Consider the following 23466-nt stretch of genomic DNA (forward strand, 5'->3'; position numbering starts at 1 on the left):
GTTTGCGTGCCAAAGTCGGTAAAAACGACACAAATAGTCCCTGTTCGGGCGGGGGGGCGGTCTGCTACACTGCCCGTCTGACCCCGCTTGTCTTGGCCTTGCGCCATCTTCTTGATCTCGAAGGCCTGATTGTTGAGGCCCGATTCTGAAGACGATTGGGGTGCGCCAACCGATGTTAACTTCCGGATCTGTTTCCCAGCCCGTCATGACGACTCAGGCCCAGATCCCATTTTAAAAAAGTAGGTAAACCATGCTGGATCCCAAATATCTGCGCAGCGATATCGAAGAGGCTGCCGCTCGTCTGGCGACACGTGGCTACGTTCTGGACGTAGCGGCTGTCAACGCTCTGGAAGAGAAACGCAAGGATCTGCAGTCCCGTACCCAGGAGCTGCAGGCCGAGCGCAACGCCCGCTCCAAATCCATCGGTGAAGCTGCCCGTCGTGGTGAAAATGTTGCCCCGCTCAAGGCCGAAGTGACCAAAATCAACGACGAGCTGGAAACCAGCAAGGTCGAGCTGGATGCCCTGCTGGCCCAGCTGAAAGCCATTGCTGACGCTATCCCCAACCTGCCGAGCGAGACCACCCCGGTGGGTCGTGACGAGAACGACAACGTGGAAGTGCGCCGTTGGGGTGCCCCGCGCGAGTTCAGCTTCCCGGTACGCGATCACATCGATCTGGGCGAAGCGGCCAAGGGCGTTGACTTCAAAAACGGCGTCAAACTCTCCGGTACCCGTTTTGTGGTGATGAAGGGTCAGATTGCCCGTCTGCACCGTGCCTTGGCTCAGTTCATGCTGGATCTGCACACCCAGCAGCACGGTTACACCGAGTGCTACGTGCCCTATCTGGTGAACCCGGACAGCCTCTATGGCACCGGCCAGTTGCCGAAATTTGCTCAAGACCTGTTCAATACCGGTATCGAAGGTGAAGGGGAAGAAGAGGGCAAGCTGCGCAAGTTCTCCCTGATCCCGACCTCCGAAGTGCCGCTCACCAACATGGCCCGTGACGAGATCTTTGACGCTCAAGAGCTGCCAATCAAGATGACCGCCCACAGCCCCTGCTTCCGCTCTGAAGCCGGTTCCTACGGTCGTGATACCCGTGGCCTCATCCGTATGCACCAGTTCGACAAGGTTGAAATGGTTCAGCTGGTTCACCCGGAGAAATCCTGGGATGCACTGGAAGAGATGGTGGGTCACGCCGAGAAGGTGCTGCAACTGCTGGAGCTGCCGTATCGCGTGATGGCGCTCTCTACCGGTGACATGGGCTTCTGTGCCTCCAAGACCTACGATCTGGAAGTGTGGCTGCCGGCCCAGAACACCTACCGCGAGATCTCCTCTGTCTCCAACTGCACCGACTTCCAGGCGCGCCGCATGCAAGCTCGCGTGCGCATCGACGGCAAGCCGCAACTGCTGCACACCCTGAACGGCTCCGGTCTGGCAGTGGGTCGTACCCTGGTTGCCGTGATGGAGAACTACCAGCAGGAAGATGGCCGCATCGCCATCCCGGCTGCGCTGCAATCCTACATGGGTGGCCTGACCCACATCGGGTAAGTTCACGCCGCAGACCACAACGCCATGGCATTGCCATGGCGTTGTGCATTCTGGCGCCGATCAACCGTTTTAGTGCTGAAAAAATGCGGCTTTTCGGCGTCGCTTTGAACAGTTAACACATTTTTATCAAGCAATGCGCAATCGTTTTTGTTAGACTGCGCCGCAATTTCGCAGGACATCTTTTTCTATGGTCTGGATTGATTACGCCATCATCGGCATCGTCGGTTTCTCTGCTCTCATCAGCCTGGTGCGCGGCTTCGTCAAGGAGGCCATGTCTCTTGTCACCTGGTTCGTCGCCTTCTTTATTGCCAGCCATTTCTATCCCGATCTCGCCGTCTATTTCACCTCCTTCTCCGACGCGCTGGTTCGCAACGGTCTGGCCATCGCGGCGCTGTTTGTGGCAACCCTGATCCTCGGCAGCGTGGTCAACTATGTGGTGGGCCTGTTGGTGGACAAGACGGGTCTCTCCGGTACCGATCGGGTGCTGGGGGTCTGCTTCGGTGCAATTCGCGGGGTGCTGATCGTCAGTGCCCTGCTTTTTTTCATGGATACCTTCACCAGCCTCTCCCAGAGCGACTGGTGGGTGGCGTCCAAGCTGGTGCCGGAGTTCAAGCCGGTGATCCAGTGGTTTTTCGGGTTCATGTTGAACTCATCCAGTTTTCTTAAACAGGTATAGTGACTTCGAGGTAGCAAAGACATGTGTGGTATTGTCGGTATAGTTGGCACCACCCCCGTCAATCAGGCCCTCTACGACGCCTTGACGGTGTTGCAGCACAGGGGACAGGATGCCGCCGGGATCGTGACCATTGATAGTGGAAACTTCCGGCAACGCAAGGCCAATGGCCTGGTGAAGGACGTGTTTGAAGTGCGCCACATGCAGCGTCTGCAAGGGAACATCGGCATAGGTCATGTCAGATATCCCACCGCAGGCAGCTCAAGTGCCGCAGAAGCCCAACCTTTTTATGTGAACTCTCCCTACGGCATGGTGTTGGCCCATAACGGCAACCTCACCAACGCCAAGGAGCTCAAGGAGCAGCAGTTCAAGGTCGCCCGTCGTCACATCAACACCACCTCCGATTCGGAAGTGTTGCTGAACGTGCTAGCCCACGAACTGGATCGCTGTGACAAGATGGCCCTGCGCCCCGAAGATATCTTCGCCGCGGTGCGCAGAACCCATCAGCAGATCCGCGGTGCATATGCGGTGGTCTCGCTGGTGATTGGCCATGGTCTCATCGGTTTTCGTGATCCCAACGGCATTCGCCCACTGATCCTCGGTCGTCGTCAGGACGAGCAGGGCCAGGTGGAGTACATGCTCGCCTCCGAGAGCGTGGCGCTCGACGCCATCGGTTTCGAGACGGTGCGGGATATTGCGCCGGGTGAAGCCATCTACATCACCGAGCAGGGCCAGCTGTTCTCCGAGCAGTGTGCGGAGAACCCGCAGATGAGCTCCTGCATCTTCGAATACGTCTATTTCGCCCGTCCCGATTCGTGCATCGACAAGGTCTCGGTCTACGCCGCCCGCCTCAACATGGGTCGCAAGCTGGGTCAGAAGATTGCCCGCGAGTGGGAAGATCTCGATGTCGATGTGGTTATCCCCATCCCCGAAACCTCCTGTGACGTGGCGCTGGAGATCGCTCACACCCTGGATCTGCCATACCGTCAGGGCTTCGTGAAGAACCGCTACATCGGCCGTACCTTCATCATGCCGGGCCAGACCCAGCGCAAGAAGTCCGTGCGCCGCAAGCTCAACGCCATCAGCTCCGAATTCAAGGGCAAGAAGGTGTTGCTGGTGGATGATTCCATCGTGCGTGGTACCACGTCCGAGCAGATCATCCAGATGGCCCGTGAAGCGGGGGCAGCCAAGGTCTACTTCGCCTCGGCGGCGCCGGAAATTCGCTTCCCCAACGTCTATGGCATCGACATGCCCACCGCCAACGAGCTGATCGCCCACGGCCGTGAAGTGGAAGAGGTGTGCAAGCTGATTGGCGCTGACGGCCTGATTTTCCAGGATCTGGAAGATCTGGAAGCCGCCGTGCGGGAGATCAACCCGGATCTGCGTCACTTCGAGACCTCGGTCTTCAATGGCCACTACGTCACCTCCGACGTGGACCAGTCCTATCTGGATCACCTCAACGCCCTGCGCAACGATGACACCAAAGCGGTGCGTGAATGGCAGGAAGGCACCAGCAATCTGGAAATTTTTAACGAAGGCAGTTAAACGTTTGCGGTTTTTGCCGGATGGGATAGCGAGATGGGGGCCAGTGGCCCCCATTGTCGTTTCTACCTAACACGGGCAGAAGGGGGAGGAGATATCTGTTTGAAAAATATCCGCTTATCTTGCCGGATATGGGCATGGCCAGCAGGATCCGCTAGCATAGGCGGCAACATATATGACCGATACGCTTTTAAGAGACGAGAGTTCAGATGGATGATCTGCTAGCCCCAGTGCGCCAGTTTTTGCAGTGCGAGACCCCTGATGAATGGGTAGAGATGGCGCGGGATCCGGCCCGTTTGCCGACCCTGCTCATCGATCACGCCAACTGCGAGACCAAGGCCGCACTCACCGCCCACAGTCTGGTGCGCCGCTACTGCCTGCCCAAGGGAAAGCGCCATCTGCTGCCCAAGCTGGAGTTCTATCGCGAGCTGGATGCCATTCCGGAGAAGGCCGAGATCCTGGGCAAACGCAGCATGGGGGAGTCTGATCGCACCGTCTTTGCCGAGCTGGAACGCAATCCGCTGCTGTTTCCCATGGTGCGGCTCATTCAGGAGGAGCTGCATCACTTCGAGCAGGTGCTGGAGATCATGCAGGCCCGCGGCATCGAATACGGGCCGGTGACGGCCTCTCGCTATGCCCGCCAGTTGATGCAGCATGTGCGCACCCATGAACCGGCCACCATCGTCGACAAGATGATCATCGGCGCCTATATCGAGGCCCGCTCGTGCGAGCGCTTTGCCAAGTTGGCGCCCCATCTGGACGAGGAGTTGAGCCGCTTCTATGTCTCTTTGCTGCGTTCCGAGGCGCGTCACTATCAGGATTACCTGAGCCTGGCCGAACAGTACGCAGGGGAGGATATCAGCGAGCGGGTGGCCTTCTTTGGCAAGCTGGAAGCCGAGCTTATCTCGTCGCCGGATCCGCAGTTCAGGTTTCATAGCGGCCTGCCTGTCACATCTGACAGTTGTTGACGCACAGGGGGCAAACTACTATTGCCCTGTTCCTACTACGAGCGACAAGTAGTTACTTTTGAGCGCAATTCCCGGCCCTGAGCCGGGATCTTTTTTTCTGCCGTACCTCCTTCCTGCTTTTGGCGCTCTATGCTGAATCCCTGGCTATTTTTGCGTCTTCCCCTTGCGATGAAATCCTGTTCGATCAGCCGGTTATTGTGGTGATAAAGTGCTCATTCAAGTGGCTCACCCTTGTAGAAACGGGCGAAACCGTGTACTTTTTTGCCTTCGCAAGATTTGAATAACCAATCAATAGGAGCGTGTATGCGCATTGTTCTGTTGGGGGCTCCGGGCGCCGGCAAAGGTACCCAGGCTCAGTTCATCATGGAAAAGCACGGTATTCCCCAGATCTCCACCGGCGACATGCTGCGTGCGGCGATCAAAGCGGGCACCGAGCTCGGTCTGAAAGCCAAAGCTGTGATGGACGCAGGTCAGCTGGTCTCTGACGACATCATCATCGGTCTGGTCAAAGAGCGCATCGCTCAGCCGGACTGCGCCAAAGGCTTCCTGTTGGACGGTTTCCCGCGCACCATTCCCCAGGCGCAAGCCATGAAGGACGCCGGTGTCGTAGTTGATTTCGTGCTGGAGTTCGATGTGCCGGACGAAGAGATTGTCAAGCGCATGAGCGGCCGTCGCGTTCACTCCGGCTCCGGCCGTACCTACCACGTGGTGTTCAACCCGCCGAAAGTGGAAGGCAAGGATGACGTGACCGGTGAAGATCTGGTGATCCGCGCCGACGACGAAGAGACCACAGTACGCAAGCGTCTGGATGTATATCATCAGCAGACCGCGCCGCTGATCGGTTTCTACGGCAAAGAGGCGGAAGCGGGCCACACCCGTTACGTCAAGATCGACGGCACCCAGCCGGTTGATCTGGTCAGCAAGCAGCTTGCCACCATTCTGGGCTGATCTTTGCTGCCGGCACTGTTTCCCGTGCCATCAGATAAATAAAGAGAAGGGCCCTGTCGGGCCCTTTTTGCATAATGACAGATAGACAGGAAGCCAACGTGACCACGAAAACCGGAATATTGCTGGTCAATCTGGGTACCCCAGCCGCACCGACCACCGCTGCCGTCAAAGCGTTCCTCAGCCAGTTCCTGCACGATCCCCGTGTGGTTGACCTGCCCCGCTACCTCTGGTGCCCGCTGCTCCACTTCATCATCTTGCCGACGCGCTCGCCCAAAGTGGCCAAGCTCTATCAGCAGGTCTGGACCGAGCAGGGCTCGCCGCTGATGGTGATAAGCAAGCAGCAGCGCGCCGCACTGGAGCAGGAGCTCAAGCGGGAGGGGGTTGAGGTGCCGGTGGAGCTGGCGATGACCTATGGTTCCCCGTCAGTGAATGATGGCTGGCAGGCGCTCAAGGCCAAAGGGGTCAACCGGGTGATCCTGTTGCCGCTCTATCCGCAATATTCGGTCAGTACCACCGCCTCGGTCTTCGATGCCTGGGGCAAGGCGATGAAGAGAGAACGCAATCTGCCGGTGGTGCGGCTTATTCGTGATTATCACGCCCATCCCGAATACATTCAGGCGCTGGCCATGAGCGTGCGCCGTCACTGGGAGCAGCACGGTCAGGGTGATCACCTGCTGATGTCGTTCCACGGCATTCCCGAGCGCTACGAGAACGAAGGGGACCCCTATGGTCACCAGTGTCGCCATACCGCCAGCTTGCTGGCCGAGGCGCTCGGGCTGGAGGCCGGGCAGTGGACGGCCAGTTTCCAGTCCCGCTTTGGCAAGGAGGAGTGGCTCAAGCCCTACACAGACGTGACCATCGCCGGTATGCCAGCTGCGGGTATCAAGCGGCTCGATGTGATTTGTCCTGCCTTTGCCGCCGACTGCCTCGAAACCCTCGAGGAAATTCAGGTACAGAATCGGGAGATCTTCATGGAGGCCGGTGGCGAGCGGTTTGAATATATTCCGGCCCTCAACAGCGATCAGGCCCACATCAGGATGATGGTCTCGCTCATCTGCCGCGAATTGGCATGAGTGACCGGCAGTCAGTCAAACAAGGAGTCGAGTCATGGTACATATCACGCTGATCTACGCAGGCCTGCTTGGGCTGCTGTTTCTGGGGCTCTCCTTCTGGGTGGTCAAACGCCGCGCCCAGTTCGGGGTGATGATAGGGCAGGGGGAGGCCCCCGAGCTGCTGGCGGCGATCCGGGCCCACGGTAATTTTGCCGAGTATGTGCCGCTGACCCTGCTGCTGATGGCGCTGTGCGAGCTCTCCGGTGCCGGTGCGCTCTGGCTGCATGCCGGTGGCGCCATGCTACTAGTTGGCCGCCTCCTGCATGCCATCGGCATCCAGATCCCCAAAGCCCCCAATGTGCCCCGTTTTCTGGGCACCTTGCTGTTCTGGCTAGCCCTCGGCCTCTTCTCGCTGCTGGCCCTGTTGCAGGGGATGGCGGCCGCCTGAAAACCGACGCTTTTTTATGCTATGGAATCACCCCGGGCAGGGTGGTTTTTTTATGGTGAAAAGGCAAACGTTTTTCCTTGCAAGCCTTGTCTATACTGACTCCATTATTTAAACAGGGCGACTTTTCGGGGCTACGGATTGTGTTAAAATCCCGCCCCTCTTTCCCCCAGAGCACAGAACATTGCCATGAAATTTCCCGGTCAGCGCAAGTCCAAACACTACTTCCCTGTCGACAGACGCGATCCCCTGGTTCCGCAAAATCCCCTGTTAACCGAGCTGGGCAAAGCCTACGTCGTCGGGATTGATCAGACCCTGGTTGATATTGAAGCCCATGTGGATGAAGACTTTCTGACCCGTTATGGTCTGAGCAAGGGGCACTCCGTCGTCATCAATGACGACGTGGCCGAACGGATTTATGACGAGCTCAAGGCCAACAACATGGTAGTGAGCGAGTTTGCCGGTGGCACCATTGGCAACACGGTACACAACTACTCGGTACTGGCCGACTCCCACTCCATCCTGCTGGGTGTGATGAGTCAGGATATTCGTATCGGCTGCTACGCCTACCGTTATCTGTGCAACACCTCTTCCCGCGTCAATCTGGACTATCTGCAGCCGGTGGATGGCCCCATCGGCCGTTGCTTCACTTTCATTACCGAGTGCGGCGAGCGCAGCTTCGGTATCAACGCCGGCAAGATGAACCAGCTGGATGTGCAACACATTCCGGAGGATGTGATCAAAGGGGCGTCTGCCCTGGTGATCACCGCCTATCTGGTACGTGGTGACGATGGTGATCCGATGAAAGAGGCGGCCATGACCGCGGTGCGTTATGCCCGCGAGGCCGGTATTCCCGTGGTGCTGACCCTGGGCACCCGTTTCGTCATCGACGAAAACCCCCAGTGGTGGCGAGACTTCATTGCCGAAAACGTCACTGTGCTGGCGATGAACGAAGACGAAGGTGAAGCCCTGACCGGCATCGCAGATCCGCTCGGTGCGGCCGACAAGGCGCTGGATTGGGCCGATATGGTGCTCTGTACTGCTGGCCCCATCGGCCTCTACATGGCGAGTTATACCGACGAGGACTACAAGCGCGAGACCACTCATACCCTGTTGCCGGGCGTTATCCCCGAGTTCAACATGTATGAGTTCAGCCGCCCGATGGCCCGCGCCAAGTGCCGTAAACCGGCCCGCATCTACTCCCACATCTCCCCGTACATGGGTGGCCCGGAGAAGATCAAGAACACCAACGGGGCAGGGGATGGCGCACTTTCCGCTGTGCTGCACGACATGGTGGCCAACTCTTATCACCGGATGAATGTGCCCAACTCCGCCAAGCACATCTCCGAGTTCCTGACTTACTCCTCACTGGCCCAGGTGTGCAAATACGCCAACCGCGTCAGCTACGAGGTGTTGGCCCAGAGCAGCCCCCGTCTCTCCCGCGGTTTGCCGGAGAAAGAGGACAGCCTGGAAGAGGTTTACTGGGAGCGTTGATCTCCTAATCTGCAAGACGCCTCCATCGGGAGGCGTTTTTGCAGGCAAATATGGGTTATCCCGGCTTTTTTCCCGGAATAACCCCAATATGCTTGAGTCCATGTCACTTTTGCGACACCATTTGGCCATCGTATTGTCGCCCGACAATGCCGCAGCACCCGAAAGAAAGAGAGAATCCCATGAGCATGCTTAACGACAACCTTGACGCCAATTTCCAACTGTTTATCGAACAAGTCCGCGAGTCGGGTCAGGTGTGGGGTCTGCGCTATGGGGAAGACTGGGTCGTCTGCCGCTCCGCCGAATTTGAAGATGCCGACGTGATGCCGCTCTGGTCTGCCGAAGAGGACGCCCGTCTGCACTGCGTCGACGAGTGGGCCGATTACGAGCCGGAAGTGATCGATCTGGAAGAGTTTCTCGATATCTGGATCAACGATCTGGATGAAGACGATGTACTGGTCGGCCCGAACTGGAACGCCGATCTGGAAGGTCAGGAGCTCGAACCCATCGAGCTGGCCAAGGCACTGGTTGAACTGGACGCCTGAAAGCGTCTCCATTGATGGCCTGAACGCACAGGCCATCGGGACAAAGACCGGCATCCGCGAAGGTGCCGGTCTTTTTTATGGTCGAATGGCCCGATTGATGAGTTAAAAGCCGATTTGCCTTTGCACCTGTCAGGGGGATGGTCCATCATCAACCTTTTGCCAAGGGAGGAGCGCCATGTTTGTATTCGACGTAACGGGAGCTGCGGGTGAGAAGGCCAGCATCCGGGTGCAGGCGCTGGATTGGGCGCAAGCCGGACCAGTGACCTTCCAGTGCGATGATGATCAGCTGGCGGTCGTGCTCCTGAGCGGTTGTCGTTGCGATGCGGTGGGCTTTTTCAACCTGTTGGCGGGGTGCAAACCGCTCTATATCGAGCAGTGGCTCAGCTACCTGCAAGAGAGCGGCCGCATTGGCAAGTGGAGCCACCATACCGAGAGTCCCGCCGATGGGGACTATCTGGCCAGAGCCGGTCTGGAGCACGATGAGCTCAATAGCCTGCTTGGCCAGGTCTATCAGGTGGCGGGGTTCAACCGGTTGCAGATCAACCGTTACCTCAAAAACCGCCACAATCCTACTACACTGGCGACCCGTTACGATCAGAAGGAGCTGGAGCGTTACCGCCAGCTCAATGACATCATTCTGACCCTGTTGAAGCTGAAGCATCCTCAGTAAAGAGCCCCAGCTGGCTGATATCCGGTCGCAGCGGTTGCGGCCGGGCGATCAGATAGCCCTGCAAGCCATCCACGTACATCCCCTGCAGCAGCTGTTTCTGGCCAAGCTGTTCTACCCCCTCAGCAATCACCTGACATCCCATCCGATGTGATACATCGACGATCATCCGCACAAACTGCTGGTTGGTCTGATCCTGCTCCAGCCCGGTAATAAGGGCAGGATCGAGCTTGATGTAGTCGGGCTTGAGCTCGCGAAACAGGGTAAAGGAGCCGATCCCCTTGCCGAAATTGGCGATCGCCGAGCGGCTGCCGTTGCGGCGCAGCAGTTCAAATACCCGCTTTGCACCGGTCAGATTGCGTTCCAGATGCTCTTCATCCAGCTCGAACACCAGATTGGCGCTGGTATTGGGATCCTTGAGCAACTGGCGGTCAAGCCAGATCAGGAAGGCGCTGTTTTGCAGCAGGTTGGGGGAGAGATTGACTCCCCAGCGACTCTGATTGGCACCAAAAGCCCGGTATTGACGCATTATATGAACAATCACTAGTTGCTCCAGTCGCATCACCATATCGAGCCGCTGGGCCATGGCAAACAGGGTGTCGGTGGGCAGGGCGGTACCATCGCTGCCGCTGAAACGGGTGTAGATCTCGTTGTAGGCCAGCATGCTGCGGTGCAGGGGCTGGATTGGCTGATAGGTGAAGCTGAGTCGCTCCTGTGCCAGCACTTCGGTCAGCACCTCGCGCCAGTGATGCTGTCCCTGCAGATCGGAGACGTTGTCATCCTGCTGGATGGCCCAGCCATTGATGGTTTCGGTCTGGGCGCGTGCCAGTGCCAAATCCGCCCTGGCCAGCACGGCTTCGATTTTCTGGCCGCTGCTGAGCTTGGTCAACCCCGAGTAACCTGTGCTCTCCAGCTCGTGTTGAGCCTGATAGTGATCGAAGGCCACTTTCAAATCCTGTCCCAGCAGATGGGGGGGAATATTGGCCACCGGTTGCACCAGCACGGCGAAATCAGCCCCCGAAATGCGATAGACCTGATTGCCCGGGAAGCGGCTCACCACCCGCTTGATAAGGGCCGCCATGTCCTTGATGTAGGCATCACCAGACTGGAAGCCGCGCTGGGCGTTGATCTTGCCAAGCTCGGTGGCGCGGATCAGCACCAGACTTGCGGTCTGGGTGTCCTGATCCCGCTGCAGCAACTCGGTCATGTCGCGGCGAAAGGCGTGGCGGTTGAGTAGTTGAGTCAGCTCGTCGGTGGTGGCCAGATTGCTCAGTTCGGTCAGCTGACGATGGGCACTCTGTTCGGCACTCTCGAACTGTTCCAGCAGCTGTTGCAGCACTTCCCGGGAGGCGGGCTCATCAAGCTGTGAGGGATCCCGGCTCCTGATGGCCTTGACCCAGGTGAGCTCCTGATGCTGGACCATGCCGTCCATGGTGCGCATGGCCAGCATTAACAACAGGATCATGCCGAGCAGTGTGGTGGCCAGAATAACTGTCAGAGTGAGCGGTGTGCTCTGAAGGGCCAACCAAACTGCTTGCAGGAGCAGAAGGGGTATGGTCACTATGGTGGCGATCATGAAGAGGGGGCGTCCAAGCTTGTGAACCATCTTTTTATCCTTGAAGTGGCTGCTTTATGAGGGAATTTTAACCAAGCTTGCGGTGCAAAGCATGCTATTCCTCGCAACTCGGTGAAAAGGGTCAATTGAAATCGGTTAAATGTGAGTGAAACCACTTTCACAGGTACCGAAACAGGCGAAGATGAGTTGAAAACAGATCAAACAAGGCAGAGGTAAATCATGTTGTTAGAGCCAGAAAATAGTGCCAAAGCACGACAATTGTTGAACCAGAGTATGGCACTGGTGCTGGCAGGTGGACGTGGCAGTCGCCTAAAGCAGTTGACTGACAACCGAGCCAAGCCTGCCGTCCATTTCGGTGGCAAATTCCGGATCATCGACTTTGTGCTCTCCAACTGTATCAACTCGGGGATCCGCCGGGTTGGTGTAGTCACCCAATACAAATCTCACAGCCTGCTGCGTCACCTGCAATCGGGCTGGTCCTTCCTGCGTTACCAGATGAACGAATTCATCGACCTGCTCCCTGCCCAGCAACGGGTGGACGAGGTGCACTGGTATCGCGGTACCGCCGATGCCATCTATCAGAACGTCGATATCATCCGTGACTATGGCCCCAAATACCTGGTGGTGCTGGCAGGGGATCACATCTACAAGATGGATTACGCCGCCATGCTGCTTGACCATGTGCGCCTTGGCGCCAAGGTGACGGTAGCCTGCATCGAAGTGCCGCGGGCCGAGGCCTCTGCTTTCGGCATCATGGATATCGACGAGCAGCGCAAGATCCGCGCCTTCGTCGAAAAACCGGCCAATCCGCCCGCCATGCCGGGTTGTGAAGATCGCTCGCTGGCCTCCATGGGGATCTACATCTTCGAGGCGGAGTACCTCTACCAACTGCTGGAGGAGGATATTCACAATCAGGACTCCAAACACGACTTCGGGATGGACGTGATCCCCCGCATCGTGGAGGAGGGGATGGCATTTGCTCACCCCTTTAACATGTCCTGTGTCGGGGCGCGCGAGGGGCAAAAGCCCTATTGGCGTGACGTGGGTACGCTGGACTCGTTCTGGGAAGCGAACATGGATCTCGCTTCCGTAGTGCCCGAGCTCGATATCTACGATCAGAACTGGCCTATCTGGACCAGCCAGACCCTGACGCCTCCGGCCAAGTTTGTGCAGGACCGCAATGGCCAGCACGGCATGACCATCAACTCCATGTTTGCGGGCGGGACCATTGTAAGCGGGTCGTTCGTCCTCAACTCGGTGCTCTTTACCAATGTGCGGGTGCACTCCTTCTGTACCCTGGATCAGGCCATCATCTTCCCCGGGGTCGAGATTGGCGCCGGTTGCCGTCTGCGCCGGGTGGTTGTGGACAAGGGATGTGTGCTGCCCGATGGGCTGGTGGTGGGCGAGAATGCTGATGAGGATAGCCGCCGCTTCTACCGCTCCGAGCAGGGAATTGTGCTGGTGACCAAGGAGATGCTGGACAAGCTGGTTTGAGGAAGGCCCTTGAAACTGTGTCAGACGCTGTAATGCAAAGGGAGCCAAACTTGCTCCCTTTTTCATGCTGGTGAATGGCGAGGATTATTCGCTAACCACCGCTTTGGCGGCCATCACCATGGCTGTGCCGTGCTTGCCACCTGCGGCGGTCACTTGCGGTACACCATCTTCATCGGTGTCGCTGCCGGCACCTTCGATGATGTTCTCGCCGGAGTCACCGATCCACTCGGCCATCTGCATGCCACCGTTGACGGTGCCACGGAACCAGCTGACGTACTGACCGGTCAGCTTGGCCAGCTCCAGCTCGGGCGCCTTCTCGGCCCCTTCGTTGCGCAGGTTCAGCATGGCAGAGCGCAGGGCGCCGGAGATGGCAGCCTGGGTCCAGGGGGTGTATTCACCCTGTTTACCCGCCAGCCAGGTGCCCGCTTTGGCATTGAAGTAGGCTTTGTCGGTAGCGATAAACAGCTCGCGGGCGGCAGTGCGGTACTTGGCATCGGAGGTTGCGAGGAACGCAGCCGTCAGACCACGGATGGCGGCGAACTGCGCATCGATGGAGTGGCCGGCATCGAGCTTGCCACCCAGGGTGATGCCGTCATGCACCAGACCATTTTTGCCCTTGAGGTTGGCAAGGATGAAATCGGCCTGCTTGCGGATCAAGTCGAGCGCCTCTTGACCCTGCTTGGTCTTGAGGTTCAGCTCGCCATTGTCACCGGCGGCGTAACCGACCGGCAGCGCATCCTGAGCGCGCTGGAAGATCTGCAGGGCGACCAGTGCGTAAGCGGCGTCAAAGGTGGTGACGTGTTTGCCCTGTTTGCCTGCCTGCCAGCTGTCGACCAGGGTGCCAGCCTTGGTATCAAAGTGCAGGGCTGCCAGGTTCTTGAAGGTGAGGTTGGAGAGATTGATCGCCAGCGAGAAGGCATCGCTGCCCGCGACCGCTTTCCCCAGGTCATTGGTCTTGTTGGCAGCCGGTGCGGCGGCAAACGGCGCACCGTCAAACACGGCGTGGAAGGCCGGGTTCTGGTTGGTGTTGGCGCTGCGCTGATCGCTGAAGGCATAGAACTCGGAGAGCGGCCACAGCATCATCCAGGCATCGCGCAGCTGGGCGGAACCATCCACCACCTCCAGCTTGCCGATGGCACCGGCATCGTTGTTGCTGGTTTCGGTCACTTTCACCTGATGGGGGAAGTAGACAACGCCCTTGGCCGGATCGTACTGCGGGGTGATTTTGGCGCCCAGTTGCTTGCCATCGAAGCCAAGCTGGTTCTGCATGATGGCCAGCTTGTCGATGGACTGCTCGGTCAGCATCATGCCGTTGAAGCCATCGGCGGCAGAGACGCCCAGCTTGTGCTTGCCATCCTGATCCATGGTGGCGGAGGCGGCTTCTACCTCTTCATCGGTCTCGGCCACGTGCATGCCGCCGAGGAAGTCCTGGGACCACATCACCTCTTTGAGCAGGATACCGCCCACCGCTGCGGGCACCAGCAGGTTGTCGCTGCCGCTCCAGCGCAGGGTGCTGTAGTCGCGGAAGTAGGCGGGCACCTGGGTCTTGACGGTTTTCTCGGTCCCTTTGGCGGTCTTGATGGTGATCTGATCGCCATTGACAGGGGTGGCGTTGACGGCCTGGGCAAACTCCGGATTGGCGGAGGCGTAGGGCAGGGAGAGGGGATACATGCCCTGCGGCACTTCATCAGCCGGGAAGCCAACGGCATCGGCCATGGCCAACACCCGTTGCCCCAGAGAGGCCATGGTGCCGCCACGGGCCAGGTTTTGCGGCCCGTTCACCAGATGAGGGCCCATGCCGGATTGGTAGTTGAGGGCGTACATCGCCTCTTCGGAGTATTCGTAGGATTCGATGCCGGCGGCGAAGTCGAACGGGGTCGGCTCATCGGCACGGTTGGCATCCAGCACATCCAGATCCAGCCCCAGCGCTTCGGCAAGCGGCTCACCGGAGAGCTCGAATTCGGTATAGGCCAGCATGTTGGCGGCGGTATTGAATGTCTTGTCTTCGAGTTTGACGGCAGCGTGTGCTGCGCCGCTGATCAGTGCGCAGGCGATCGCCTGAACCAGTACGGTTTTTCTCATGTCCCTTCTCACCATTGGTTTTATTATTGACGCTTCTCATGACGAATCTAAATGAGAATGGTCTGCATTATGCTGTGTTGGCGGGGACTTGAGAAGTAAAAAACCGCCCCATTCGGCTGCACGTTGAACCGGATGTGCGCTGTCGAAGAGGACGGTTATCTGTTTATTGCGATGAAAGTGCCGGTGCGGCGGCGATCAGAGCAGCTTGAACGGGATGACCAGACGGCCTGGCTCTACCTTGAGGGCTTCGACCTTCTCCTTGAGCCTGGCTTCGTTCTTGCGGCTGCTGTCGAGGCGGTAGACCGGGGTCTGCGACAGGAACAGGGAGAGCGACTGATTGAAGGTGGGTAGCAGCGGGGTGAGGGCGGCCCCGATATCGGCCGGCTCGGTCTTGACCGAGAGCAGCTCAAGATCGCGCAGATAGATGGCACCCTGATCGGCCACATAGTCCGGGCGTGCGCTCAAAGCAAAGCGGATCTTCATCTGCTGGCTGCCAAGGGGGCTGCTCACCTGCAGGTCGCCAGCGGCGTCCAGCTCGATGCGATCTGCTTGTTTGCGGCCGATACGGCTCTGCATCTCGTCCAGGCGGATCTTGCTCGACATGATGCCGGGGATCCCCAGCTGCTTTTCAAAAGAGACCTGATCTTTGAGGTAATGGTTGATTTCGGCCTCGCTGACATTGTACTGGGTCAGGGAGCAGGCCCCCAGCAGCAGGGCAAGGGGGAGTAACAACAACTGTTTCAACATGATGGATTCCGCTTGGGCAACTATGATGGCGCTATCTTACGCGATAACGGGCGTGGAATGAGAGCCTCATACCGTGGGAAATCACGGACTTGCTGCATTCCCGATTGTTTTTTGGCAACCGCCGGGTTCATCATCGACGGGTGAACGAAATAGGGCTGAGCTGTTGCTTCGGGTGGGGTCTACACCTTAAGCAGAGAGAAAGAGAACAGAAAGCGAGAAGAGCACAGAGAACGAGGAGAGCGTAATGGTTCGGATGGGCAAGATTGGCCGCAGGGCGCTGCTGTGGCTTGGCTGCATGATGGGACTCTGGAGCCCATCGCTGTGGGCCGAGGTGAAAGTGATCCCGGTCTTCGAGGCGCAGGCGGCGGTGCAGACCCTCAAGGAGATCTATCCCCAGCTTGGGGTCAGCGCCATGGGTAATCAGCTGGTGCTGAGCGGGACGCCAGCCCAGCTGCAGGAGGCCGAAGCCACGCTGGCGCAGATCAACCAGCCACCGCAAAGCCTGCTTATCGAGTGGCGGGTGGATGGGCTTTCCAGCAGTGAACAACTGGGCGGTTCAGTAAGTCGTGACGAGGCCAAGCGGCAATGGCTGGTCGATGGCAACGCCCAGCAGTACCAGCGCAGCCAGAACGACAGCTGGCAGGTGCGCGGGCTGTCGGGTCGTCCCGTGTTGCTGCAGATGGGCTCCTATCAGCCGGTCACCTTCTATCAGTGGAACGGGGGCGCCGTGGTGGGGATGATGCCGCTGGTGAACGGCCTCTATGCCACGGCCACCTTGATTGGCGATCGGGTGCAGATTGCGCTGAGCAGCGAACAGGCGAGGCTGGATCAGGGCACCATCAATCGCGGGCAGAGTGCCACCGAGGTCAGTGGAGCCCCGGGCCAGTGGCTGACAGTGGGGGAGCTCTCAACCAGCTCGGCAGATCAGGGGAGCAGGCTCGGCACCCAGCTACAGGGCGGACGAGGCAGCCAGAGCGAGCGCCAGACCCTGCAGATCCGGGTCACCCGCCAATAAGCAATGTAGTGGTCTAATCATCCCGGACACCATTTTAGGTGGTACAGTCGCCACCATGACCTGAGGTGTTCAATGACAAGATTACGTCGCTCATTTACTGCCGAATTCAAACTCGAAGCCGCATCCCTGGTGCTCGACCAGGGATATTCTGTCCCTGAAGCCAGCTGTTCACTGGATGTCGGTGAAACCGTACTGCGTCGTTGGGTTCAGCAGCTTCAATCCTAACGAATTGGCACTACCCCAATCAGCAAAGCGCTGACTCCGGAGCTGCAGAAAATCCAGGAGCTGGAAGCCCCATCACTCTGGTCTGCCGCGCTTTCGATGTTCCCACCTCCTGCTTTTACGACTATCTGACTCGCAGGCGGACGATTAACCGTGAGCGTATGCAGCAGCGCTCTGAGTTGCGCAGGTTGTTCAAAGAAAGCCGGAACTCAGCGGGCAGCCGCGCCTTGATGTCGATGATGCGAGAGTTGGGGTATCAGATTGGCCGATTCAAAGTACGTAACCTGATGAAGGAAGCCAGGCTGGTATCCAAACAGCCGGGCGCACACCGCTATAAGGTGGCACAGTCTGAACGACCGGATATCCCCAATCTGCTGGCCCGTGAATTTGATGTCCAGCAACCCAATCAGGTGTGGTGTGGCGATATCACCTACGTCTGGGCAGGTGGTCGTTGGCATTACCTGGCAGCGGTTCTTGACCTGCACACTCGGCGGGTCGTGGGCTGGGCGATGTCAGATAAACCAGATGCAGAGCTAGCCATCAAAGCACTGGAGATGGCCTATCAGCAGCGGGGTTGCCCATCCGGTGTGCTATTTCACTCTGACCAGGGCAGCCAATATGGCAGCCGGGCATTTCGGCAACGAGTGTGGCGCTATCGCATGACCCAGAGTATGAGTCGTCGTGGTAACTGCTGGGATAACGCCCCGATGGAGCGACTGTTCAGGAGCCTGAAGTCAGAGTGGCTCCCGGCTATGGGATATATGAGCTTGCGAGAAGCGAAACGAGATATCAGTTATTACCTGATGGATTACTTACTACAACTGGCGGCGTCCACATTGCCACAATGACGGGATACCGCCAGCAAAAGCCGAAGAACGGCCTAACCAAGTGTCCGGATTTAGTTGACCACTACATTATGACCTGAATTGAGGCTATTGGCAGCGACGTGTCGTCAAGTCACCAAGCTTTCACTATCACCTATTGCAGTACCGGCACAGCTGGTGCTGCAAGTCGTGAAGGTCTATCCCGGTAGCATGGGGGGCTACCAGTTTGGTTCATAACTCCAGCTCGATTATGGGGATCTCCCAACGTTCGCTGCGCATCTTGGGTTGATACTCTTCTTTCTCCTGTTCTTTACGTCGTTCCACCAGAGCAATCACTCGGGCTTCACGGATGCTATTCATGTCGAATTTCCAGGTCTCTTCGCCGAGCAGGGAGAGGCGAGCTATTTCGTGATTCTGGTGATACACATGAAGCTTGTTGTTTTTATCGGGAGCGATACGCACGGCATCGCCAACCTTTATCTGACTGAGCAGGCGGTGGATACGATGAGTCTCGCTACTGCGTCCGGCATAGCCCAACACCAGTTGCGACATACCCATCATGGCAAAACGACGTTGTCTGTCCGGTCGGGTTGCGTAAGGTCTCTGCACGTAGCAGTGGGAGGCGATCAGTGGAATATGGGGATTACGTTGATCGTGGCGAGCCATGAGAACCAGCCTTTCGATAGCACGTGTCATCCCCACATAGAAGAGGCGCCGCTCTTCTTCCAGGTTACTGGTCGATAGCTCCGCCGCGCGTTGCCAGCCGCCGTCGAGAAGTATCACATGGCGATACTCCTCCCCCTTAACCCCATGTACCGTACTTAACAATACCCCTTTACCGAAGCGGATCTGGCGCTTTTGCTCGCTCAAATACTCGTAGAGGAACATCAGGAAGTGGTGGGCAGAAAGAGCGTGCTCTCCCTGGCTTGCTTGCCATTGAGCAATCAGATTGTGCAGTAGCTCCTCCCAACGGTTGGCCAGTGAGAGTGGAGGGAGAGGGGCTGCAAGTTGCTCCGCTGTCAGCAGGGCATGACCTTGCTGTTGTAGCCAATTCTGATAGCGCAAGATTTCACGGCAGCGATGCACAGGAAAACCGTTCTCTTTATCCAGAGTAAAACGACAGGGAATATCGGCATCTGCCAGCGCCGAGCGAACCCAGGCCAGTTCCTCCTTCTCCAGCCCATTACGGGCCAGCACGGCGATAGATTCCAGCGGGCAAGTGGGAGTCTTCTCACGGATAAGCGCGATATGTCTCACAACCTCGGCTGCCTGTTGCGCCACATCCTGGCACTGCTGGATGATGACACGGCCCTGTGCTGCCTCCAGTCCCTCCCAGTGCCCCCCGGCCACTTCCATCTTGCGCCTGTCGTCGATCTTGATGGGATGTGTACGCTTCATGCGATCCTGATTGTGCTCAATCACGCGGTTGGAGGTCTCGATGATGTGGGTGGTGGAACGATAGTTCCAGGTCAGGAAGTGAGTCTGGGCATTGTAGTCGTGCTCAAAGCGGCGAATAAAGCTGACGTTCGCGTCGCGAAAGGCGTAGATCGATTGGTCATCATCACCCACAGCCATCAGATGCAGTCGGGCCTCCTCATCCTCTTCGCTTTTGCCCACCAGTGCCGCGATAAGCTGGTACTGTTGTTCATCAATGTCCTGATACTCGTCGACGAGCAGAAATTGCAATCCACCGAGCAGCTTTTCCCGCTGCTCTTCCAATTCGAGACCGAGCTGGTTCTGCTCCCCCCGGAGCAGCTTGATTGCGTCATCAATGATGGTGGTAAAGTCGATATCGTCGGATGTCCGGTTTTGCACCGCATTGCCTGTCAGACTCATTGCGAGACCGTGAAAGGTGAATACCGAGACCCGTGCTCCGTCACGCCCCAGCAACTCGGTCAGGCGTCGGCGCAGGGACATCGCCGCATTATGGTTGTAACAGAGCAACATGATCCGCGATGGGGAGATTTGCTTGACCCGCATCAGGTAGGCGCAGCGGTGGATAATCACCTTGCTCTTGCCTGAACCCGGGCCTGCCAGTACCAGCAAGTTTTGCTCGGGCGGTGCCTGAACGATCTGCTCCTGGGCTCGGTTGTGAAGATCTTCGACAATGCGCTTCCAGGAGTGTTCGCTGGTCGCCAGCTCCAGGATTTTGTTGCGCCCTTTGAAGTAGTGACCGAGGAACTTGTCAGCTTCCATGGAAAAGTAGTCTGTCACCAGCTTTTTGGCTTTCTTGAAGTGCTCCAGGCTGATGCGGGCGTATTCATTCATCACATGGATCTGAATCACCTTCTGGCGATAGTGATGCTCAAGCGGCTGATAGTCTGCCTTGTTGTATTGTTGCTGCCGCTCAGCGGTCAGCGTGAGGGTCATAGCGCTTCGGAACACGGCAAGACCATTTTGCAGCACGATGGCGTGTTGCTCATGCAGGTAGAGCAGTGCCCGCTCTGCCCCTTTGAGCAACCACTCCTGCTGGCTGCTTGCCTCCCGCTTGTTCATTAGCTGAGCCACATCCATGTCTTCTCGCAGGTATTTGACCAGTTGTTCCAGGGCAAATGACAGCATCACTTGGCGCTGGACACTCTCTTCGCTGCTTGCCAACAGGGTGTAGAGAAAATCGAGGGTGGCGCCAGTGACGCGATGGCGTTGCTCAATTGTCTGCTCAATCTGGGACCAGGTTCGGTTGAAGGTGAGTTGGTAAAGATCCCGAGAGAGATATTTGACATCAATGGAGCCTTTCTCGCCCCCCGAGCGACCATCCTGGGCCCAGCTGGTCAGCAAATTGCGCAGCAAGCCAGGGTTACACCGCTCATGCCCCAGATCTTTGATGGCCTGATTGACCAGTCGAATGTTAAAGATCAGCCCTTGCCCTGTATCAGGTTCGGGTTCTGTTTCACGCAAGGTGTCCAGCATCGCCTTTTCAATGCTGTGTACTTGCCCGCAGAGCACCTTGGCATTGTCTCTTCCTTTGGGGCGAAGCCAGGTAGTCAGTAACATCCCCTGAGAGAGCAGACCGACATCCGCCATCTGGGTGAGTACCCGCATCACTTCACTGGCCTGAACTCCACTTCCGTGATCGGCCATGTATTGGCCTGCCTCTTCGGCAATGGCATCGGCACTGAGACCATCATCATCGGCAGCACTCATCAGCGCCTGGATAACCGCTTGCCAGATGGCTTTGGCCTTGGGAGCGAGTTTTAGACTGTCTACCCTTTTCATTGCCTCTTCTGTGGAAGCAAACAGAGGGCGCCCCTGAAAAACCTGAGTGATGTTGTCGCTGCGCTCCAGATAGCCAGCGCGCTCGAGCCAGGCGATCGCTGTCTTGACCTTGGTATCCGCATTGGTGTCATCGGCAGCAAAGCTGGTTTCCACCTCAGGCTGGTTGATGAGCTCTGCACTGGTTGCGACCAGTGGCGGGTTGTTCTCCTGCTTGCCGCCTTTGCTGGCCCTGAGCCGTATTCCGCGCAGAATCTGCTTGATATCGCGCAGGCTGACTTCACTCATTGCCTCGAGCTGGAACTGTTTCTCGATATCCTGTTCATCAAACAGCAGTACGCAGTGGGCTTGTGCTGTATCGCGTCCCGCTCGTCCCGCTTCCTGTAGATAGTTTTCGAGGGAGCCGGGGATATCGGCATGGATCACCAAACGCACATCATCCTTGTCGATCCCCATCCCGAAGGCGTTGGTCGCGCAGATGACCCGGATCTCGCCATTGATAAATTGTTCGAGAGTCGCTTTTTTCTGGGCACTGTCCATTCGGGCGTAAAAGCGCGAGATCGGGAGGGATTGTTGCTGACCGAGGAAATCGGCCAGCTCGTCCACGCTGCGCTTGGTTGCGCAGTAGATAACGCAGGAACCGGGCTTTTCCTCACCGAAGAACTGCTCGAGCAGGTTAAGGATATGGCCCTGTTTATTGAGACCGGGACACTCAACGACGGCATATTCGAGGTTGGTACGTTCAACCCCGCCTTCCAGTCTGAGAAGAGGTCTGGGCTGTTTGTCGAGAAACTGGGCGCAAATATCCTCAATCACATCCGGTTTGGCGGTCGCGGTATAGCAGAAGACAGGAGGCATGGGGACCTGCTGTTCCTTGGCAATGGTGGCGATGGCCTTGGCACAGTAGAGATAGTCAGGGCGAAAATCATGCCCCCATTTCGACAGGCAGTGCGCTTCGTCAAATACCCAGCCACCGATCTGACGTTGTCGTATTGCTTGTTTGACTGTGCGGTTGCGCAACTGCTCGGGGGAGATATAGAGCAAGGCGATATCCCCCATACGGATCTGTTCAAGAATCGCGCCTCGCTCTGGTAGCGTCAGCAGCCCCGAGATAGCGGCAACCCCTTCAATACCGGCCTTGTGTTTAAGGTTGTCCACCTGATCCTTCATCAGTGCCTGCAGGGGGGATATCACGACCGTGAGAGCACCGCTTCGCTGGTTACGCACCAGTGCCGGGAGCTGGTAGCAGAGCGACTTGCCACCGCTGGTTGGGAGTATGCCGAGCAATGCGACGCCAGCCATGGCTTCCTCGATCAAGGTCTTCTGCAATGGTGTCCCATCAGGCAGGTTGCGAAAGTTGTCGAGCTCGAAGATTCGCTGCAGATGGCGGCGTGCATCGTGGTTCTCCTGACAATAGCTGCAGTCAGCATGACCGCAGTGACGTTCACGAATTGTGTGAATGATTTCTGCGGTCTGGGGGAAGCGGCGCCAAATCCAGGGGGGCAACACGGAGTTCCCGCCGGACACGGGCAACCAGGCGCAGGCATAAGCCAATGGTAACAACAGCATGGGTTGACGCAGGGCATCACCAATCACCCGGTTGAGCTGATTGGGGCACGCTTTCTCATGGGCAATGCTCTTGATGAGAGTGGGTAGCTCCGAGACCCGCACTGGCGGGCGGCCTGTCAGTCTGGCAAACACCAGTGACAGACCCTGAGTGTTAAATTGCGCCATGACTCCCTGGTCGAACAGATATTGATAAAGCTGCAATTGGGACAGGGGTAAGGCTTGCAGGGCTATCAACTGTTCCGAGAAGATCTGCAATGCGAGCCTTGCATCCGCGACCGGATCATTGAGGGTATCCCGAACCAGTTTGTAATCCTTGACCAAGCGGTGATAGGGGTTTTTGGGAAAGGCAAGGGGAGATAGATAGAGGGTATCTATTACCGGCTTTTCGAGAAGCAACTGGGGACGTACAGCCTGTTTGGCCAACCAGGGGAGATCAAAATCGAGAATATTATGGCCAAGGATTACCTCAGCCCCCTGTGCCAGAGCATTTAACGCCTTGATGGAAAGATCCTGCGGGCCTTTGAGATTGAGCTCACGATCAGCCAGGAGTGCACCCAGATGGCGCAGCTTTTCATCCCTGGTCAGCTCAAGGTCAAAAGAAAGAATCTTGTCATCCCCAAACAGGGCCACGACATCAGCTGGGTTCATCAATAGCCATCTCCATCTGGCGTTGACCTATCATGGCGATAATAAGTGCCAACAGATCAGTGAGTTGGACGAATATTACCCGAAATGTTGAGCGGTGGCATCATTCAGAGCCCTCTGGCCGCGCTTCTTTTGGCTGGCATCCCGTTTTTGTAAATGCCTCTGCCCCCTTAATCGTTCATGTCTGTAAAGTGTCGTCCTT

The 23466-nt window shown here is 57.4% G+C and carries 17 protein-coding genes and 1 pseudogene; 13 read left to right on the forward strand and 5 right to left on the reverse strand.

Translation table 11 applies throughout. The features are described from left to right. Positions 1-250: 250 nt before the first annotated feature. The gene (gene serS / locus G5315_RS19085; protein WP_421333726.1) at positions 251-1546 is read left to right on the forward strand and encodes a serine--tRNA ligase; all 1296 of its coding nucleotides are present in this window, start codon (positions 251-253) and stop codon (positions 1544-1546) included. Positions 1547-1548: 2 nt separating this feature from the next. Here the strand turns inward: serS and G5315_RS19090 are convergent, their stop codons facing one another. After that, complete coding sequence (locus G5315_RS19090; RefSeq protein WP_155395816.1) at positions 1549-1725, reverse strand: hypothetical protein; 177 nt, start codon at positions 1723-1725, stop codon at positions 1549-1551. 8 nt (positions 1726-1733) lie between these two features. On the opposite strand from G5315_RS19090, the gene G5315_RS19095 reads away from it, so the two are divergent. From G5315_RS19095 to G5315_RS19135, 9 genes are all read left to right on the forward strand, one after another. Further along, the gene (locus G5315_RS19095) at positions 1734-2222 is read left to right on the forward strand and encodes a CvpA family protein (RefSeq protein WP_005337086.1); all 489 of its coding nucleotides are present in this window, start codon (positions 1734-1736) and stop codon (positions 2220-2222) included. A gap of 21 nt (positions 2223-2243) precedes the next feature. Next, positions 2244-3764, forward strand: coding sequence for an amidophosphoribosyltransferase (gene purF, locus G5315_RS19100; protein WP_005351229.1), 1521 nt, complete (start codon positions 2244-2246; stop codon positions 3762-3764). Positions 3765-3970: 206 nt separating this feature from the next. Continuing rightward, complete coding sequence (gene miaE / locus G5315_RS19105; RefSeq protein WP_076494671.1) at positions 3971-4729, forward strand: tRNA isopentenyl-2-thiomethyl-A-37 hydroxylase MiaE; 759 nt, start codon at positions 3971-3973, stop codon at positions 4727-4729. A 303-nt stretch (positions 4730-5032) separates the two neighbouring features. Further along, positions 5033-5677 carry an adenylate kinase gene (adk, locus tag G5315_RS19110; protein ID WP_005337083.1) on the forward strand — a complete coding sequence of 215 codons (645 nt, stop codon included), beginning with the start codon at positions 5033-5035 and terminating at the stop codon, positions 5675-5677. A gap of 98 nt (positions 5678-5775) precedes the next feature. Further along, the gene (hemH, locus tag G5315_RS19115; protein ID WP_160880938.1) at positions 5776-6750 is read left to right on the forward strand and encodes a ferrochelatase; all 975 of its coding nucleotides are present in this window, start codon (positions 5776-5778) and stop codon (positions 6748-6750) included. Between the two features lie 34 nt (positions 6751-6784). After that, positions 6785-7177: an MAPEG family protein gene (locus G5315_RS19120; RefSeq protein ID WP_216953401.1), complete on the forward strand. Its 393-nt coding sequence runs from the start codon at positions 6785-6787 to the stop codon at positions 7175-7177. Between the two features lie 186 nt (positions 7178-7363). Beyond that, on the forward strand, positions 7364-8668 hold the full coding sequence (locus G5315_RS19125) for an inosine/guanosine kinase (protein ID WP_005337079.1): 1305 nt from the start codon (positions 7364-7366) through the stop codon (positions 8666-8668). Positions 8669-8847: 179 nt separating this feature from the next. Beyond that, the gene (locus G5315_RS19130; RefSeq protein ID WP_005337077.1) at positions 8848-9210 is read left to right on the forward strand and encodes a DUF2750 domain-containing protein; all 363 of its coding nucleotides are present in this window, start codon (positions 8848-8850) and stop codon (positions 9208-9210) included. A gap of 175 nt (positions 9211-9385) precedes the next feature. Beyond that, positions 9386-9880, forward strand: coding sequence for a hypothetical protein (locus tag G5315_RS19135; RefSeq protein ID WP_421333728.1), 495 nt, complete (start codon positions 9386-9388; stop codon positions 9878-9880). On the opposite strand, the gene G5315_RS19140 is transcribed toward G5315_RS19135, so the two are convergent. Further along, complete coding sequence (locus G5315_RS19140) at positions 9843-11483, reverse strand: EAL domain-containing protein (RefSeq protein ID WP_421172589.1); 1641 nt, start codon at positions 11481-11483, stop codon at positions 9843-9845. The two genes, G5315_RS19135 and G5315_RS19140, sit on opposite strands and share 38 nt — an antisense overlap. A gap of 189 nt (positions 11484-11672) precedes the next feature. On the opposite strand from G5315_RS19140, the gene glgC reads away from it, so the two are divergent. Beyond that, entirely contained in the window at positions 11673-12947 is a 1275-nt protein-coding gene (gene glgC / locus G5315_RS19145) for a glucose-1-phosphate adenylyltransferase (protein WP_421333730.1), read from the forward strand. A gap of 84 nt (positions 12948-13031) precedes the next feature. On the opposite strand, the gene G5315_RS19150 is transcribed toward glgC, so the two are convergent. After that, the gene (locus G5315_RS19150) at positions 13032-15029 is read right to left on the reverse strand and encodes a hypothetical protein (RefSeq protein ID WP_421235898.1); all 1998 of its coding nucleotides are present in this window, start codon (positions 15027-15029) and stop codon (positions 13032-13034) included. Positions 15030-15224: 195 nt separating this feature from the next. After that, complete coding sequence (locus G5315_RS19155) at positions 15225-15776, reverse strand: lipoprotein (RefSeq protein ID WP_421333731.1); 552 nt, start codon at positions 15774-15776, stop codon at positions 15225-15227. A gap of 295 nt (positions 15777-16071) precedes the next feature. On the opposite strand from G5315_RS19155, the gene G5315_RS19160 reads away from it, so the two are divergent. Together G5315_RS19160 and G5315_RS19165 are read left to right on the forward strand one after the other, a co-directional pair. Then, positions 16072-16791 carry a hypothetical protein gene (locus tag G5315_RS19160; RefSeq protein ID WP_421259297.1) on the forward strand — a complete coding sequence of 240 codons (720 nt, stop codon included), beginning with the start codon at positions 16072-16074 and terminating at the stop codon, positions 16789-16791. Positions 16792-16863: 72 nt separating this feature from the next. Then, positions 16864-17919 (forward strand): annotated as a pseudogene (locus G5315_RS19165) (IS3 family transposase). A gap of 149 nt (positions 17920-18068) precedes the next feature. Here the strand turns inward: G5315_RS19165 and G5315_RS19170 are convergent. Further along, a complete protein-coding gene (locus tag G5315_RS19170; RefSeq protein WP_421333733.1) occupies positions 18069-23267 on the reverse strand; it encodes a RecQ family ATP-dependent DNA helicase in 5199 nt (1732 codons plus the stop codon). Positions 23268-23466: the final 199 nt, after the last annotated feature.

The organism is Aeromonas sp. 603607, assembly GCF_049171595.1.
Classification (GTDB): Bacteria; Pseudomonadota; Gammaproteobacteria; order Enterobacterales; family Aeromonadaceae; genus Aeromonas; species Aeromonas veronii.

Excerpts from the sequence above, each read along its gene's own strand:
- serS (WP_421333726.1), top strand. The coding sequence starts at position 251 with ATGCTGGATCCCAAATATCTGCGCAGCGATATCGAAGAGGCTGCCGCT.
- G5315_RS19090 (WP_155395816.1), bottom strand. The coding sequence starts at position 1,725 with ATGTCCTGCGAAATTGCGGCGCAGTCTAACAAAAACGATTGCGCATTG.
- G5315_RS19095 (WP_005337086.1), top strand. The coding sequence starts at position 1,734 with ATGGTCTGGATTGATTACGCCATCATCGGCATCGTCGGTTTCTCTGCT.
- purF (WP_005351229.1), top strand. The coding sequence starts at position 2,244 with ATGTGTGGTATTGTCGGTATAGTTGGCACCACCCCCGTCAATCAGGCC.
- miaE (WP_076494671.1), top strand. The coding sequence starts at position 3,971 with ATGGATGATCTGCTAGCCCCAGTGCGCCAGTTTTTGCAGTGCGAGACC.
- adk (WP_005337083.1), top strand. The coding sequence starts at position 5,033 with ATGCGCATTGTTCTGTTGGGGGCTCCGGGCGCCGGCAAAGGTACCCAG.
- G5315_RS19120 (WP_216953401.1), top strand. The coding sequence starts at position 6,785 with ATGGTACATATCACGCTGATCTACGCAGGCCTGCTTGGGCTGCTGTTT.
- G5315_RS19125 (WP_005337079.1), top strand. The coding sequence starts at position 7,364 with ATGAAATTTCCCGGTCAGCGCAAGTCCAAACACTACTTCCCTGTCGAC.
- G5315_RS19130 (WP_005337077.1), top strand. The coding sequence starts at position 8,848 with ATGAGCATGCTTAACGACAACCTTGACGCCAATTTCCAACTGTTTATC.
- G5315_RS19135 (WP_421333728.1), top strand. The coding sequence starts at position 9,386 with ATGTTTGTATTCGACGTAACGGGAGCTGCGGGTGAGAAGGCCAGCATC.
- G5315_RS19140 (WP_421172589.1), bottom strand. The coding sequence starts at position 11,483 with ATGGTTCACAAGCTTGGACGCCCCCTCTTCATGATCGCCACCATAGTG.
- glgC (WP_421333730.1), top strand. The coding sequence starts at position 11,673 with ATGTTGTTAGAGCCAGAAAATAGTGCCAAAGCACGACAATTGTTGAAC.
- G5315_RS19150 (WP_421235898.1), bottom strand. The coding sequence starts at position 15,029 with ATGAGAAAAACCGTACTGGTTCAGGCGATCGCCTGCGCACTGATCAGC.
- G5315_RS19155 (WP_421333731.1), bottom strand. The coding sequence starts at position 15,776 with ATGTTGAAACAGTTGTTGTTACTCCCCCTTGCCCTGCTGCTGGGGGCC.
- G5315_RS19160 (WP_421259297.1), top strand. The coding sequence starts at position 16,072 with ATGATGGGACTCTGGAGCCCATCGCTGTGGGCCGAGGTGAAAGTGATC.
- G5315_RS19170 (WP_421333733.1), bottom strand. The coding sequence starts at position 23,267 with ATGAACCCAGCTGATGTCGTGGCCCTGTTTGGGGATGACAAGATTCTT.